Annotated in this window: 11 protein-coding genes; 2 read left to right on the top strand and 9 right to left on the bottom strand. The window is 72.4% G+C overall.

Going from position 1 to position 13,405, the window contains the following annotated elements:
• The first annotated feature begins 15 nt into the window (after nt 1-15).
• On the top strand, nt 16-411 hold the full coding sequence (locus OG766_RS27680; RefSeq protein WP_266387766.1) for an ATP-binding protein: 396 nt from the start codon (nt 16-18) through the stop codon (nt 409-411).
• An 8-nt stretch (nt 412-419) separates the two neighbouring features.
• Here the strand turns inward: OG766_RS27680 and OG766_RS27675 are convergent, their stop codons facing one another.
• The 9 genes from OG766_RS27675 to OG766_RS27635 form a co-directional block, all read right to left on the bottom strand.
• On the bottom strand, nt 420-1,979 hold the full coding sequence (locus OG766_RS27675) for an MFS transporter (protein ID WP_328726434.1): 1,560 nt from the start codon (nt 1,977-1,979) through the stop codon (nt 420-422).
• 250 nt (nt 1,980-2,229) lie between these two features.
• On the bottom strand, nt 2,230-2,940 hold the full coding sequence (locus tag OG766_RS27670; protein ID WP_266387772.1) for a GntR family transcriptional regulator: 711 nt from the start codon (nt 2,938-2,940) through the stop codon (nt 2,230-2,232).
• Between the two features lie 208 nt (nt 2,941-3,148).
• On the bottom strand, nt 3,149-4,237 hold the full coding sequence (locus tag OG766_RS27665; protein ID WP_266387775.1) for a proline racemase family protein: 1,089 nt from the start codon (nt 4,235-4,237) through the stop codon (nt 3,149-3,151).
• A complete protein-coding gene (locus tag OG766_RS27660; RefSeq protein ID WP_266387778.1) occupies nt 4,234-5,235 on the bottom strand; it encodes a proline racemase family protein in 1,002 nt (333 codons plus the stop codon). Before OG766_RS27660 ends, OG766_RS27665 begins: the two co-directional genes overlap by 4 nt.
• 35 nt (nt 5,236-5,270) lie before the next feature.
• Nucleotides 5,271-6,173: a dihydrodipicolinate synthase family protein gene (locus OG766_RS27655; protein ID WP_266387781.1), complete on the bottom strand. Its 903-nt coding sequence runs from the start codon at nt 6,171-6,173 to the stop codon at nt 5,271-5,273.
• Nucleotides 6,174-6,331: 158 nt separating this feature from the next.
• Nucleotides 6,332-7,879 carry an FAD/NAD(P)-dependent oxidoreductase gene (locus OG766_RS27650; protein ID WP_328726433.1) on the bottom strand — a complete coding sequence of 516 codons (1,548 nt, stop codon included), beginning with the start codon at nt 7,877-7,879 and terminating at the stop codon, nt 6,332-6,334.
• Nucleotides 7,860-8,174 carry a (2Fe-2S)-binding protein gene (locus tag OG766_RS27645; protein ID WP_266387786.1) on the bottom strand — a complete coding sequence of 105 codons (315 nt, stop codon included), beginning with the start codon at nt 8,172-8,174 and terminating at the stop codon, nt 7,860-7,862. The genes OG766_RS27650 and OG766_RS27645 overlap by 20 nt, the downstream gene beginning before the upstream one ends.
• Nucleotides 8,171-9,346 (bottom strand): NAD(P)/FAD-dependent oxidoreductase, encoded by a 1,176-nt coding sequence (locus OG766_RS27640; RefSeq protein ID WP_328726432.1) that lies wholly within the window; start codon nt 9,344-9,346, stop codon nt 8,171-8,173. Before OG766_RS27640 ends, OG766_RS27645 begins: the two co-directional genes overlap by 4 nt.
• Before the next feature lie 70 nt (nt 9,347-9,416).
• On the bottom strand, nt 9,417-11,777 hold the full coding sequence (locus OG766_RS27635) for a collagenase (protein ID WP_443045620.1): 2,361 nt from the start codon (nt 11,775-11,777) through the stop codon (nt 9,417-9,419).
• 199 nt (nt 11,778-11,976) lie between these two features.
• Between OG766_RS27635 and OG766_RS27630 the strand changes: the two genes are divergently transcribed.
• Nucleotides 11,977-13,362, top strand: coding sequence for an aminopeptidase P family protein (locus tag OG766_RS27630; protein WP_328726430.1), 1,386 nt, complete (start codon nt 11,977-11,979; stop codon nt 13,360-13,362).
• Nucleotides 13,363-13,405: the final 43 nt, after the last annotated feature.

Here is a 13,405-nt window from a genome sequence, read left to right as displayed (position 1 = left end):
ACTTGGAGCTCACTGATGACCGGAAACAGCGCAGTCGCCACTCTGCCCCGGCACCCGCGTGCGGCAGCCCAGGCCCGGCGCGTCCTCGAAGAGGTCGCGCCCGCCGACTGCACCGTCGCGGACACCGCCGCGCTGCTGCTGTCCGAAGTGGTCTCGAACGCGGTGCGTCACGCCGACGGCGCGGCCATCGAGGTCGCCGTCGCCCGCGACGAGGCCGCCGGCGCGATCACCGGCGCGGTCTTCGACACCGAGCCGGGCATGAGTGCCGGGGCGCGCTCGGGTGACGAGCCCGTGGACGAGATGGAGACCGGGCGCGGGCTGGACCTGCTGGAGGCTCTGGCCGTGTCCTGGGGCGTGGCCACGGTCGGTGACCACGGCAAGTGGGTGTGGTTCCAGCTGTCGGGGTACTGAGCCCGGGTTCACCTCTTCGGATCCCGCGCTCCGGCGCCCGTCGTGCCTTTGAGCCGGTCGATGTCCGAGGCCCGTGCCTGGATGACCAGCAGGGCGATCAGCGCGGCGATCGCGGTGAAGACCGCGGCCGCGACGAACGCGGCGGAGGCCCCGGCGGCGAGGATCTCGTCCGCCCAGGGCGACGGCAGCGACCCGGTGCGTGCGAAGCGCAGCCGTTGCTGCGCGGTCGCGCGGGCGAGGAAGTCCGGAGTCTGTCGCGCGGCCTCGGTGGCGGCGGCCGTGCCGAACACCGTGACCAGGATGGACAGTCCGAGCGAGCCACCGATCTGCTGGCTGGTGTTGAGCAGCCCGGAGGCCGCGCCGGACTCCTGCGGCGGGACACGGGAGAGCGCCATCAGGGTGAGGGCGACGAACTGCAGTCCCATGCCGAGTCCGAAGACGATCATCGGTCCGAGGATGCTGCCCACGTAGCTGGAATGGACGTCGGTCGCCGTCAGCCAGGTCAGGCCCGTCGTGGCGAGCAGCGCTCCGGTCAGCATGAAGGGCTTGGGCCCGAACCGGGGCAGCAGACGGGAAGCGAGGCCCGCGCCGACCGCGATCATGACGCTGACGGGCAGGGAGGCGAGGCCGGCGCGGAGCGGGCTGAGGTCGAGCACGTTCTGGACGAAGAGCGTGAGGAAGAAGAACATGCCGAACATCGCGGCGGCGAGGCTGAGCATCATGCCGTACGTGCCGGCGCGGTTGCGGTCCGCGAACATGTGCAGCGGTGTGATCGGCTGCCGTGAGCGCCGCTCGACGAGGACGAAGACCGTGAGGATGACGAGCGCCGAGGCGAAGGCCGCCAGGGTGGTCCCGTCCCGCCAGCCGTCCTGCGCGGCGCGGATGAAGCCGTACACCAGCAGGACCATGCCGAGGGTGGAGGTCAGTGCCCCGGCGATGTCGAAGTGTCCCGGGTGGCGTTCGGACTCCTGGAGGCGGCGCGGAGCGGCGAGGGCGATGAGCAGTCCGATGGGGACGTTGACGAAGAACACCCAGCGCCAGTCGAGCCATTCGACGAGGATGCCGCCCGCGAGCAGACCGATCGCGCCGCCTGCCGCGGACACGGCCGCGAAGACGCCGAAGGCCCGGTTGCGGGCCGGGCCTTCCCTGAACGTCGTGCTGATCAGGGCGAGCGCGGTCGGGGACGCGACGGCGCCTCCGGCACCCTGCAGGGCCCGGGAGGCGAGGAGCTGTCCGGAGTTCTGGGCCAGTCCACCGAGCAGTGAGGCGACGACGAACAGCAGCACGCCAAAGACGAACACCCGTCGCCGGCCCAGGATGTCGCCCGCGCGGCCGCCGAGCAGCAGCAGTCCGCCGAAGGTGAGTGTGTAGGCGCTGACCACCCAGGACAGGCCGGTGGTCGAGAAGCCGAGCGCGTGCTGGATGTGCGGCAGCGCGATGTTCACGATGGTGGCGTCGAGGACCACCATCAACTGGCAGGAGGCGATGACCAGGAGCGCGATGCCGTGACGGTCGCCGTGTGCGGAGGTGGCGGTCCCTGGCACAGGGGCCGGCTGAGGCGAGGTCATGGCACAGCCGCCTCGTAGGAGAGCAGCGTCGGGCGTCCGTTCTTCGACCGTAAGCCCGGGCCATGGCCGTCACCAGTCGATCAAGCGGCGGTGGTGGCCGACTACGGGGCGGGCTCGGCGATGAAGCCACGCAGGACGGCGGCGAGCCGCCGGGGCCGGTCCTCGGGGATCGGGGTGCGGCTGTCGTCGATCTCCACGAACCCTCCCCCGGGGAGGAGTTCGTCGAGCCGGCGGCCCGGGTGGCCGGACGTCAGCGGCTGCCGAGGGTGCGCTTGGGGCGCGGCTCCACCGGTTCGTCCCTGGCCCGTGCCCAGAGGGAGCGGACGTGGCCGAGGTGGCGGGCCATGCATTCCTCGGCGGCCAGCTCGTCCCCGGCCAGCATCAGGTCGAGCAGTTCGTGGTGTTCCTCCGCGGAGGCGACGAGCAGGCCGAGTTCGTCGAGCCTGGTGAGGCCGTACAGCCGGGAGCGCTTGCGCAGGTCTCCCACGGTCTCGACCAGGCGGTCGTTGCCTGCGAGGGCGAGCAGGCCGAGATGGAAGCGGCGGTCCGCGTCCAGGTAGCCGATCAGATGGTGGTTCGTGGCGTGCTCCACGATCTCCTCGGCGATGGGCCGCAGCGCGTCCAGCTGGGCCTCCGTGGCGATCTGGGTGACCTGCCCGACGGTCGGCACCTCGATCAGTGCGCGCAGTTCGGTGTACTGGTCGAGGTCGCGCTCGCTGACTTCGGTGACGCGGAAGCCCTTGTTGCGGACGGGCTCGACGAGGCCCTCGCGGGTGAGGTCGAGCATCGCCTCGCGGACGGGTGTGGCCGAGATGCCGAAGTCGGCCGCGAGACCGGGTGCGGAGTAGACGTGGCCGGGGCGGAGTTCGCCGGCGACGAGCGCGGCGCGCAGGGCGTGGGCGACCTGGTCGCGCAGCCGCTCCTGAGCGGTGATCAGGTTGATCTGCTTCAGGTCCCCCATGACGCTTCCTCCGAGAATCCAGTGGAGGGCAAGCGTACAATGTCACGTTGCGCTGCCCGGTTCCGTCGTGGACGCCGTGGACGTCGTAGGCGTCGCAGTCGTCGTAGGCGTCGCGGCCGCCCGGTGAACGGCGCGGCCACGGCAAGATCCTCCCAGGCCACGTCCAGGCCCCGGAAGGCCTGTGGACAACTCCCCGTCGGGGGTGCGGTCAGAGCAGGAATCCCGTCGTCAGGGTGTCGTACGGGTCGCGTACGAAGGTGTGCTCGCCGGTGCGGTGCGCGGTGCCGGTGACCTCGGTGACGGCTCCCGCGTCGGTACGGGAGATCACGCGTCCGGTGAAGACCGTGCCGACGACCGATTCATGGTGCAGGACGTCGCCGGGACCCAGTCGGCCGTCCTCGGCCAGCAGGGCGAGGCGTGCGGAGGTACCGGAGCCGCAGGGCGAGCGGTCGACCTGGCCGTCGGCGAAGACGGTCACGTTGGCCTGGGCGGGACCGGCGGGGGTGTCGGGGAGTTCCTCGTGCAATATCACACCGTAAACGCCGGACAGCAGTGGGCTGTCGGGGTGCCAGGTGGCGGGGTGTCCGGCGAGGGCGGCGCGGATCTCCCGGCCCGCGCGGACGAGCCGGGGCAGCGAGGCGCGGTCCACGTCGAGGCCGAGTTGTGCGGCGGGCACCGATGCGTAGCAGGCTCCGGCGTGGGCGACATCGACGTCGGCGGTGCCGAAGCTGGTCGCGACCGGGACCTTGCGGGCCGTCACGCGGGTGGGGACGTTGCGGAAGGTGACGGCGGTGGTGCGGCCGTGTGCGCGGTGCACCGTGGCCCGGACGCGTCCGGAGGGCACGTCGATGCGGATCTCCGCGGAACCGTCGTCGGGTGCGCGGACGCGGCCGCTGTCGACGGCCCAGGCGCCGAGCGCGAGGGTGCCGTGGCCGCAGGCGGTGGAGTAGCCGTCCTTGTGCCAGAACAGGACGCCGAAGTGGGCCCCGCCGTCGTCCGGCGGTACGACGAACCCTCCGTACATGCCCGCGTGTCCGCGTGGTTCCTGCACGAGGAGCCGGCGGATGTCGTCGAGCGGTCCGGGGCGCGGTGCGGTGGCGGAGCCCCCGGCACCGATGACACCGGCGCAGCGTTCGGCCACGGTGTCGCCGGGGACCGGGGGCAGCCCGTCGGTGACGATGCGGAAGGGCTCGCCGGCGGTGTGGTAGTCGGTGGTGCGGACGGCGTTCTCGGCCCGGGGCGTCGGCGGGTGGGAGGTCGCGGGCGTCGGCGGGAGCGCGGCCGGGGGCGGGGTCACAGGAGGAAGCCTCCGGGGAACGGGTCGGCCGGGTCCAGGAAGTACTGCGCGGTACCGGTGATCCAGGCGCGGCCCGTGACGGTGGGGATGACGGCGGGCAGTCCGCCCACGGTGGTCTCCCCGACGATGCGGCCGGTGAACTCCGTGCCGATGAAGGACTCGTTGACGAAGTCCCGGCCGACGGGGAGTTCTCCGCGTGCGTGGAGCTGGGCCATCCTGGCGCTGGTGCCGGTGCCGCACGGTGAGCGGTCGAACCAGCCGGGGTGAATGGCCATGGCGTGCCGGGATCTTGTGGCGTCCGAGCCGGGGGCGGTGAGGTAGACGTGCTTGACGCCGTCGATGGCGGGGTTCTCGGGGTGGACGGGCCGGTCGGTGGCGTTGATGGCGTCCATGATGGCCAGTCCGGCGGCGAGCAGGTCGTCCTTGCGTTCGCGGTCGAAGGGCAGGCCGAGGGCGTCCAGGGAGACGAAGGCGTAGAAGTTGCCGCCGTATGCCATGTCATAGGTGACCGTGCCGTGTCCGGGTACGTCGACCTTGCGGTCGAGCCCGAGGCAGAAGGAGGGCACGTTGGTGAGCGTGACGGAGGTGGCCGCGCCGTCCTCGACCCGGACGTCAACGCCGACGAGGCCTGCCGGGGTGTCGAGGCGGACGGTGGTGACCGGTTCGGTGACGGGCACCATGCCGGTCTCGACGAGGACGGTGGCGACGCCGATGGTGCCGTGACCGCACATGGGCAGCAGTCCGGACACCTCGATGTACAGGACCCCGTAGTCGGCGTCCGGACGGGTGGGCGGCTGGAGGATCGCCCCGCTCATGGCGGAGTGGCCGCGCGGCTCGTACATCAGCAGGGTGCGGACGGGGTCGAGGTGCTCGATGAAGTGCAGCCGGCGTTCGGCCATGGTGGCGCCCGGGATGACGCCGACGCCGCCGGTGATGACGCGGGTCGGCATGCCTTCGGTGTGCGAGTCGACGGCGTGGTAGACGTGACGGGTGCGCATGAGGTCCCTTCTCGCTGCTGCCGGGGGGCTTCCGGCTACTGGAGGCCCTCGGCGAGTGCCTTCTCGGTGGCGGCGCGTACGGCGGTGTCCTGTTCGCCGGTGAGCGGTGAGCGCGGCGGGCGGGTCGGTCCGCCGGGGCGGCCCGCGAGGTCCATGGAGAGCTTGATGGCCTGGACGAACTCGGTCCTGGAGTCCCAGCGCAGCAGTGGGTGCAGGGATTTGTAGAGGGGCAGCGCGGTGTCCAGGTCCCCGGTGACGGCGGCGTGGTAGAGCGTGGCGCAGGAGGCGGGCAGCGCGTTGGGGTATCCGGCGATCCAGCCGACCGCGCCGGCGAGGGCCAGTTCGAGCAGGACGTCGTCGGCGCCGACCAGCAGGTCGAGTCCCGGGGCGAGTTCGGCGATCTCGTAGGCCCGGCGGACGTCGCCGCTGAACTCCTTGACGGCGACGATGCTCTGCTCGCGGTGCAGCCGGGCGAGCAGGTCGGGGGTGAGGTCGGTCCTGGTGTCGTGCGGGTTGTTGTAGGCGACGACGGGCAGGCCGCTGCGTGCGACGTCGGCGTAGTGGGCGGCGACCGTCTCCTCGTCGGCGCGGTAGGCGTTGGGCGGCAGGAGGAGTACGGATCCGGCGCCGGCCTCGGCGGCCTGGTCGGCCCAGCGGCGGGCCTCGGTGCTGCCGTAGGCCGAGACGCCGGGCATCACGCGGTTCCCGTCGCCCGCGGCCTCGACGGCGGTGCGGACGACGCGGGCGCGTTCGTCGTCGGTGAGCGTCTGGTACTCGCCGAGGGAGCCGTTCGGGACGACTCCGTCGCAGCCGTTGGCGATCAGCCAGGCGACGTGGTCGGCGTAGGCGTCGTGGTCGACGGAGAGGTCGTCGCGAAGGGGCAGGGCGGTGGCGACCATGATGCCGTGCCAGGGGCGCGTACGGGGTGCGGGTGCCATAGCAACTCCTAGTGTGAGGTGTGACATTTTACTAAGCATCGTGAGACCGCCACAAGAGGTCGATCCCTCGCGGAGAAGGGGGTCTGACACCGTGTCGGTTTCAGGCCCGAGGGTGGACGGCCCGAGGGTGGACGGGCCGGGGTGGAGGGCCCTCGGGGTCAGGGACGGTCCGCCTCGTCCGCCGGCATCAGGGTCTCGGCCGGCAGGCGGGCCAGATGGTTCAGCGGTACGGGGCAGGACAGGGGCCGGTGGTCGGGGGCCTGTTCCTCGCCGGCCAGGGCGGCCACGGCGGGTCCGCACATCCGTCCCTGGCACCAGCCCATGCCGGCCCGGGTGAGCAGTTTGACGGTGCGGGTGTCGTGCGCGCCGAGTTCTTCGGCCGCCTCCCTGACGAACCCCGCCGGTACCTCCTCGCAGCGGCACACAGGGGTGGCGTCGTCGAGCCAGCCGGTCCAGCCGGGACGCGGGCGGTGCACGGCCGCCATCGCCTCGGCGAAGGCGCGCAGCCGGTCACGCCGCGAGGTCAGCGCCTCGGCCCGCCGCGATCGCCGGGCATCGTGCGGAGTCGGGCTCAGGGTGCGGGCGATGCAGAGGGCGGCCAGTTCTCCCTCGGCCAGGGCGAGTTCCGCCCCGCCGATCCCTCCGGTCTCCCCCGCCGACCACACTCCGGGCATGGAGGTGCGCTGTTCGTCGTCGAGGTCCAGGGCGGCGGTGCCGTCGGCCGTGCGGCGCGTGGCGCAGCCGAGTCCGGTGGCGAGTTCCAGTTGAGGGAGCAGCCCGTGGCCGACGGCGAGGGCGTCGCACGGGACACGTCGTCCGCTGCCGGGTACGGGCCGCCAGTCCTGGTCGAGCCGCGACACCGTGACGGCCTCGACCCGTTGTGTGCCGTGTGCGGCGGTGACCGCGTGCCGGCTGAGCAGTCGTACGCCGTGCCGGAGCAGGGCCGCGCCGTGCAGGGCCGCCTCGGCGATCTTGCCCGGGTTGCGCAGCAGGGCGGGGAGTCGGCGGGCGTAGGCCGGGTACGCGGCGGCCTCCACGACGGCGGGCACCGTGGCCCCCGCGGCCGCGAGGGACCCGGCGACGGCGAGCAGCAGCGGGCCGCTGCCCGCGACGACGATGCGGCGGCCGGGCAGGACGAGGCCGGACTTGAGCATGGCCTGGGCTCCTCCGGCGCCGACGACACCGGGCAGGGTCCAGCCGGGGAAGGGCAGTTGGCGTTCGTAGGCGCCCGTCGCGAGGAGCACCGTCCGGGCCCGGACGGTGACGGCGCTCCCGTCGTCGCCGTGGCCCGCGCCGCCGTTGTCCGCGCCGCCGTTGTCCGCGTCGCCGTGGCCTGCGACGGCGTGGAGCCGCCAGCTCTGTGCGTGGCCCGTCCCGCCCGCGTCCGGGGCCTGTTCGGGGAGGACGGTCCATACGTGGTGTGCGGGCAGATGGCGGATGCGGCCCGCTGCCGTATGGGTGCGAAGTGCGCGCTCCAGGCGCGCGAAGGCGTGCCAGTGGTGGTGCAGCGCTTCCGGCCGGGCGGCGCGGAGGCCGGGTGCGGGGTGGCGGTAGAACTGTCCGCCGGGCCGGTCGCCCGCGTCGAGGAGCGTCACCCGCAGTCCGAGGCCGGCCGCGGTGACGGCGGCCGCGAGTCCGGCGGGTCCCGCGCCGACGACGGCCAGTTCGCAGGGCGGTGCCGGGGGTTCAGACGGCGAGTTCGTCATGACCGGTGCCCTTCTGGGTGGTGATCGCGTCACCCGGGCGGGCGGGGACCAGACAGGCACGCTGGTTGGGGCGGCCGTTGACCGTGGTGAGGCAGTCGTAGCAGGTGCCGATGCCGCAGAAGGCGCCGCGGGGCGCGCCGCCGTCTCGGGTGGTGCGCCAGGAGAGGATTCCCGCCGACCAGAGTGCGGCGGCGATGCTCTGCCCGGGCAGTGCGGTGACCGGGCGCCCGTCGAAGGTGATCTCGTACGGGGGGTCCGGCTCGGCCCGCACCAGGGAGGCCGGTGTTCTGCTCACTGTGCTGCTCCTGCCTGGTCGAAACGGTCCGGCCGGAAGGGCCGCGGGTCCAGGGCCGGCTGCCCGCCGCCGAGTGCGGTGGCGATCAGCAGTCCGGTGGCCGGGGCGAGTCCGATGCCCGCGCCTTCGTGGCCGCACGCGTGGAACAGTCCGGGCACGCGCGGGTCGGGGCCGATGGCGGGCAGGTGGTCGGGGAGGTAGGGGCGGAAGCCGTGGTAGGTGCGGATGACGCGTACGTCGTCGAGTACGGGGAAGAGTGCGGCGGCCTGGGTGGCGAGCCGGCGCAGGGCTTCGGCGGACAGGGTCCGGTCGAAGCCGACGCGTTCGCGGGTCGCGCCGATCAGGACCGGTCCCGCGGGGGTGCCTTCGACGACCGCCGAGGACTGGAGGGCCGCGGAGCCGCTGGCGACGTCGGAGATGTAGTCGGCGGCGTAGACCTTGTGGCGGACGACGCGTGGCAGGGGTTCGGTGACGAGGACGAATCCCCGGCGCGGGAGGACGGGCAGGTGGGTGCCGGCGAGGCGGGCGAGGTCGCCGGCCCAGGTGCCGGTGGCGTTGACGACGGCGGGGGCGTGGAGTTCACCGCGTGGTGTGCGTACGCCGCGGATGCTGCCGTCGGGCCGGGTGAGGACGGCTGTGACCTGTTCCCCGAGGCGGACGCCGGCTCCTGACCGGCGTGCGGCCAGCAGGAGTTGGGCGGCGGCGCGGGCGGGCTGGACCTGGGCGTCCTGGGGGTAGTGGAAGCCGCCGACGAGTCCGTGTGCGAGGTGGGGTTCCAGGTCGTGGAGCCGGCCGGCGGGGACTTCGTGGGCTTCGACGCCGGCTTTGCGCTGGTCCTCGGCGAAGTCGCGCAGTGCGGTGAGGGCGGTCTCGTCGGGCGCCACGACGAGACCGCCCTTGGGCTCGTACTCCGTCTCCGGTGGGAGGACGTCGGTGAGTTCGCGCCAGAGCCGGGTGGACAGCAGCGCGAGGTCGAGCTCGGGCCCTGCCTCCTTGTCGGAGACGAGGAGGTTGCCTTCCCCGGCGCCGGTGGTGCCGCCCGCGACGGAGCCGCGGTCGACGACCGTCACGGCGAGGCCGGCGCGGCTCGCGTAGTAGGCGCAGGCCGCGCCGACGACTCCGGCACCGATGATGACGGCGTCCAGGGGACCACGAGGGTTTCTGGTGGGCACAGCAGTAATATGTCACATTGCTGTGTGACCGGGGAAGGGAATCAGGCGCAAAGGCACCGGCGTGTGCGGCTCAGCTGCGCAGCGGCCCTTCGCAGCGGTAAGTCGACGTGCCCGCCCGGCCGTTGCTCCAGATCTCCACCGGCCCGAAGGAGCAGTTCATGTCGGCGAGGTTGGTGGAGGCGGGTGCCGCCCGGTCGAGGATGAAGTAGTCGACCGTCTCGGACATGTCCTTGAAGACGAGGTCCGGGTTTCCCGCGTCGGAGAGGTTGGCGGTGATCCTGCCGGTGCAGGTGAAGCGCCGCTTGCCGGGGTCGCCGTTCTCGGTGCACGCCGGATCGGCCTGGGTGGCGGCGGCGAAGGAGGCGCGGACGGCGTCCGCCGTCGTGTCCCTGAGCCGGTCGTTGGGCGTGTACGTGGTGTTGGGCACGAACAGGTCGTCGACGTCGGCGATCTGCGTGTCCAGGAAGCGGTCGTAGTCCCGCTGGAGCGCCGGGTCGGCGCCGAGCCGGGTGCGCCAGGCGTCGAAGCCCGCGGGGTCGTCGGCCCGCAGCAGGCCGTACATCTCCCGCAGCAGCGAGGGCCGTTCGGTCCACAGGAACTCGAAGAACGTGCCCGCGTAGTCGTAGAAGCGGAAGCCGTCGCCGTCGTAGGTGGCGTGCAGCAGCTGGTTGACGGTCATCCGCGGGCCGCCGCCGGCGGTGTCGTCGATGATGCCCTGGACCAGGGACTTGCGGACCGCGATGCCGTCGTCGCGGGTGGCGCCGTCGAAGAACTCCGCCGTGCCCTCGTCCATCGCGGTGGTCCGGTCTCCGCTGTACCAGGGGCCCTCGCCGAAGTATCCGGGCACGGCCCAGCGGCCGTTGAGGTAGTGGACGTACTCGTGCCGGAAGAGCTCTTCGAGGGTGAGGGAGGAGTCCTGCGGGACGCGGCGCTGGTAGGTGTAGAAGGTGGCGCCGCGCTCGATGTAGACGCCGCCGTTCTCGGTGCCCATGCCGGTGAGGACGGGGTGGTAGACCTCGTAGTCGGCTCGGGAGCCGTACAGCACGATGTTCAGTGAGGTGTTGGGGTCGCCGGCGAGCGGTTGTTCGGCGCCGAGGACCCGGTGGAACTGCGCTTTGACCTGCTTGCTCGCGTAGTAGAGCTGATCGACGGTGGCGCGGTCGAGGCCGGTGCGGACCTTGATGGCTCCGCTGTCGTACGTGTACGTGTGGGGGAAGATCTCCCGCTCGATGTCGTCCTTGCAGACCGCGTACGGCTTGCATGCCTCGTAGAAGTTCAGCCAGGTCACGAGCTGGGCCCAGGGGCGGCTGCCGTTGCCGAAGTTGGTGCGGGTGACGGGCAGCAGGGCGCCGAGGCCGGGGACGATCTGCGCCTTGAGCGCGTCGACCTGGCCGAAGCGGCCGTACTCGCCGAGCGCGTCGCGCACGACCCATTCGTTCGGCGTGCCCTTGAGGTGGGTGTGGCCGGCGAAGGCCTTGAAGGCGTCGCGGTAGGAGGCGTTCTGGGTGACGACGTTGTGGAACGCGGTGTCCCGGTTGCCCGGGTAGATGCCGAGGTAGTTGACGGAGAGGGCGGCCAGGGCCGCGCCGCCCCAGGCGGCGTCGTCGTACTGGCCCTGGTGGTACCTGTCCATCGTGGCCAGGACCTTCTTGATCAGCCCCAGCTGGCTGTGCCGCAGGCCGGGGGCGCTGCCGGTGTAGAGGGCCTCGCGGAGGGTCTCGGCGTTGGTCTGGGTGACCTGGAAGGTGCGCGCCGCGGTGCCGAAGTCGTTGATGGCCCGCCGGAGTGTCTCGGTCGTCGGGACGTCGGTGATGTCGATCTCCGGGCGGGTGAAGTCGTGGTACGCGACGGCGTGGAGGTAGGTGAACATCTCCAGCAGGTGGGTGCTGTTGCGGCCGTCGTGAGCGGCGGCCAGTGAGGATATTCGCCGGCCCACGGCCTGGACGTGCGCGTCCGACATGATCGGTGTGAGGCGGGCGTCCCAGGTCCAGATGAGGTCCCTGAGGCAGCCGTCGGCGGTGACGGCCGGGTCGGCGAGGAAGTCGGCGAGCTGCTCGGGGCCGAGGCGGGTGATGCCGTCGAGGGTGCAGGGGACGCCGGCGGCGCGCGGCACGGGGCTGTGGGCGGTGGCGACGGATGCGGCGCCGGTGTCCTGGCGGCCGGGGGTGCGGCCTTCGGCCAGTTCTCCCGGGGCGGGGGCGGGCAGGGCGGCCGGTTTGGGGGCCTTGGAGAGGCGGTCGACCTCGTCGTGGGGGTTCCGGCCGTGGCCGGCGTCGGCCGTGGCCGGTGCGGGGCGGCCGGCGAGTGCGGCGGGAACGGCCGGTTCGGCGGCGCGTTCCGTGGCGGCCGCCCGGGGGATCTGGCCGAGCGTGGTGAGGAGGGTGACGGCGACGGCTGCGGCGAGCAGGGGGGTGCGCGCGGATCTGGGCAGCACGGATCGAGGCTGGGACACCGATGGCTCCTGTGTGGGAGGTGGCTGTGGGGTGGTGCGTCAGCGGTGCGGTGATCGCGAAATCCCGTGGTGTACGCGGGGATTGGCCGTATCGGGAAGGCGCGATGTGACCCGTAACATAGTAATGTGAAATTGCACTGACAAGCCCTCAGCCCACCTTCGCCTCCGAGGAGTCGAGATGTCCGGCACCCCGCACCGTGTCCCGCCTCTCCACACCGGTAGCCATGACCTGCCCGTTTCCCCCGAGTTGGCGGCCTTCATGGGCGCCGACTGGGCGGCCGGTCCGCTGCCCGGGGATGTCCGCGTCCCGGCGTGCGCCGTCACGCCGGCCCGCCGGGCGCGGCTGTCCGCGCGCTTCCCGGGTGAGCGGCTGCTGGTTCCCGCCGGCGAGTTGAGGGTCCGCTCCAACGACTGCGACCACCGCTTCCGGCCGCACAGCGCGTACGCCTGGCTGACGGGTCTGACCGGCGAGGACCAGCCCGGCCATGTGCTGGTGATGGAGCCCTCGGGCCCGGGGGGCGGCCACGAGGCGGTGCTGTATCTGCGCCCGCGGTCGGTTCGTGGCGAGGGCGACGACGAGTTCTACCGGGACCGCCGGTACGGAGAGTTCTGGGTGGGCCGGCGGGCCGACCTCGCCGAGGCCGAGCGGCTGACCGGTATCCGCTGCGTCCACCTCGACGGGCTCGGCCTGCTGCCTCCCGGCCGTGACGCCGCGACCGACCCGGAACTGGCCACGGCCCTCGCGGAGCTCCGCCTGGTCAAGGACGCCTGGGAGATCGGGCAGTTGCAGCGCGCCGTCGACCACACCACGGCCGGTTTCGAGGACGTCGTCCGCGCGCTGCCCCGCGCTCTGGCCCACCCGCGGGGCGAGCGCTGGATCGAGGGTGTCTTCGGGCTGCGCGCCCGGCTGGAGGGCAACGGCACGGGGTACGAGACCATCGCCGCGTCCGGTGCGCACGCCTGTGTCCTGCACTGGATCCGCAACGACGGCCGTCTCGACCCCTCCGAACTACTGCTGTTCGACGCGGGCGTGGAGACCGACACCCTGTACACCGCCGACATCACCCGCACCCTGCCGCTCTCCGGCCGCTTCTCGCCCGTTCAGCGGCAGGTGTACGAACTCGTGCTCGCCGCCCAGGAGGCGGGCATGGCGGCGCTCCGGCCGGGGGCGCGGTTCCGCGACTTCCACCGCGCCGGTATGCGGGTGATCGCGGAGGGGCTGGCCGACTGGGGTGTGCTGAAGCACGCCGAAGGCGACTTCCACCGGCGTTACACGCTGTGCAGCAGCGGCCATATGCTCGGCCTCGACGTCCACGACTGCGCCAGGGCCCGGGCGGAGGTCTATCTCGACGGGGTGCTGGAGGAGGGGCAGGTCCTCACCGTCGAGCCGGGCCTGTACTTCCAGCCCGACGACGAGACCCTGCCCGCCGAGCTGCGCGGTATCGGGGTGCGTATCGAGGACGATCTGGTGGTCACGGCGGACGGGGCCCGGCTGATGTCGGGTGCGCTGCCGCGTACGCCGGACGCCGTCGAGGAGTGGATGGGCGCGCTGCTGGAGGGGTGACCGCGACGGTGCAATGTCACGGCGGTTGTGTGACCGGAGACAG

Origin of the sequence: Streptomyces sp. NBC_00259 (assembly GCF_036181745.1) — a bacterium.
Lineage (GTDB): Bacteria > Actinomycetota > Actinomycetes > Streptomycetales > Streptomycetaceae > Streptomyces > Streptomyces pratisoli.
This window is presented reverse-complemented; position numbering and strand designations above follow the sequence as displayed.

What these genes read in the sequence shown, in the direction of transcription:
- OG766_RS27680 (WP_266387766.1), top strand. Translation starts at nt 16, where the DNA reads ATGACCGGAAACAGCGCAGTCGCCACTCTGCCCCGGCACCCGCGTGCG.
- OG766_RS27675 (WP_328726434.1), bottom strand. Translation starts at nt 1,979, where the DNA reads ATGACCTCGCCTCAGCCGGCCCCTGTGCCAGGGACCGCCACCTCCGCA.
- OG766_RS27670 (WP_266387772.1), bottom strand. Translation starts at nt 2,940, where the DNA reads ATGGGGGACCTGAAGCAGATCAACCTGATCACCGCTCAGGAGCGGCTG.
- OG766_RS27660 (WP_266387778.1), bottom strand. Translation starts at nt 5,235, where the DNA reads ATGCGCACCCGTCACGTCTACCACGCCGTCGACTCGCACACCGAAGGC.
- OG766_RS27655 (WP_266387781.1), bottom strand. Translation starts at nt 6,173, where the DNA reads ATGGCACCCGCACCCCGTACGCGCCCCTGGCACGGCATCATGGTCGCC.
- OG766_RS27650 (WP_328726433.1), bottom strand. Translation starts at nt 7,879, where the DNA reads ATGACGAACTCGCCGTCTGAACCCCCGGCACCGCCCTGCGAACTGGCC.
- OG766_RS27630 (WP_328726430.1), top strand. Translation starts at nt 11,977, where the DNA reads ATGTCCGGCACCCCGCACCGTGTCCCGCCTCTCCACACCGGTAGCCAT.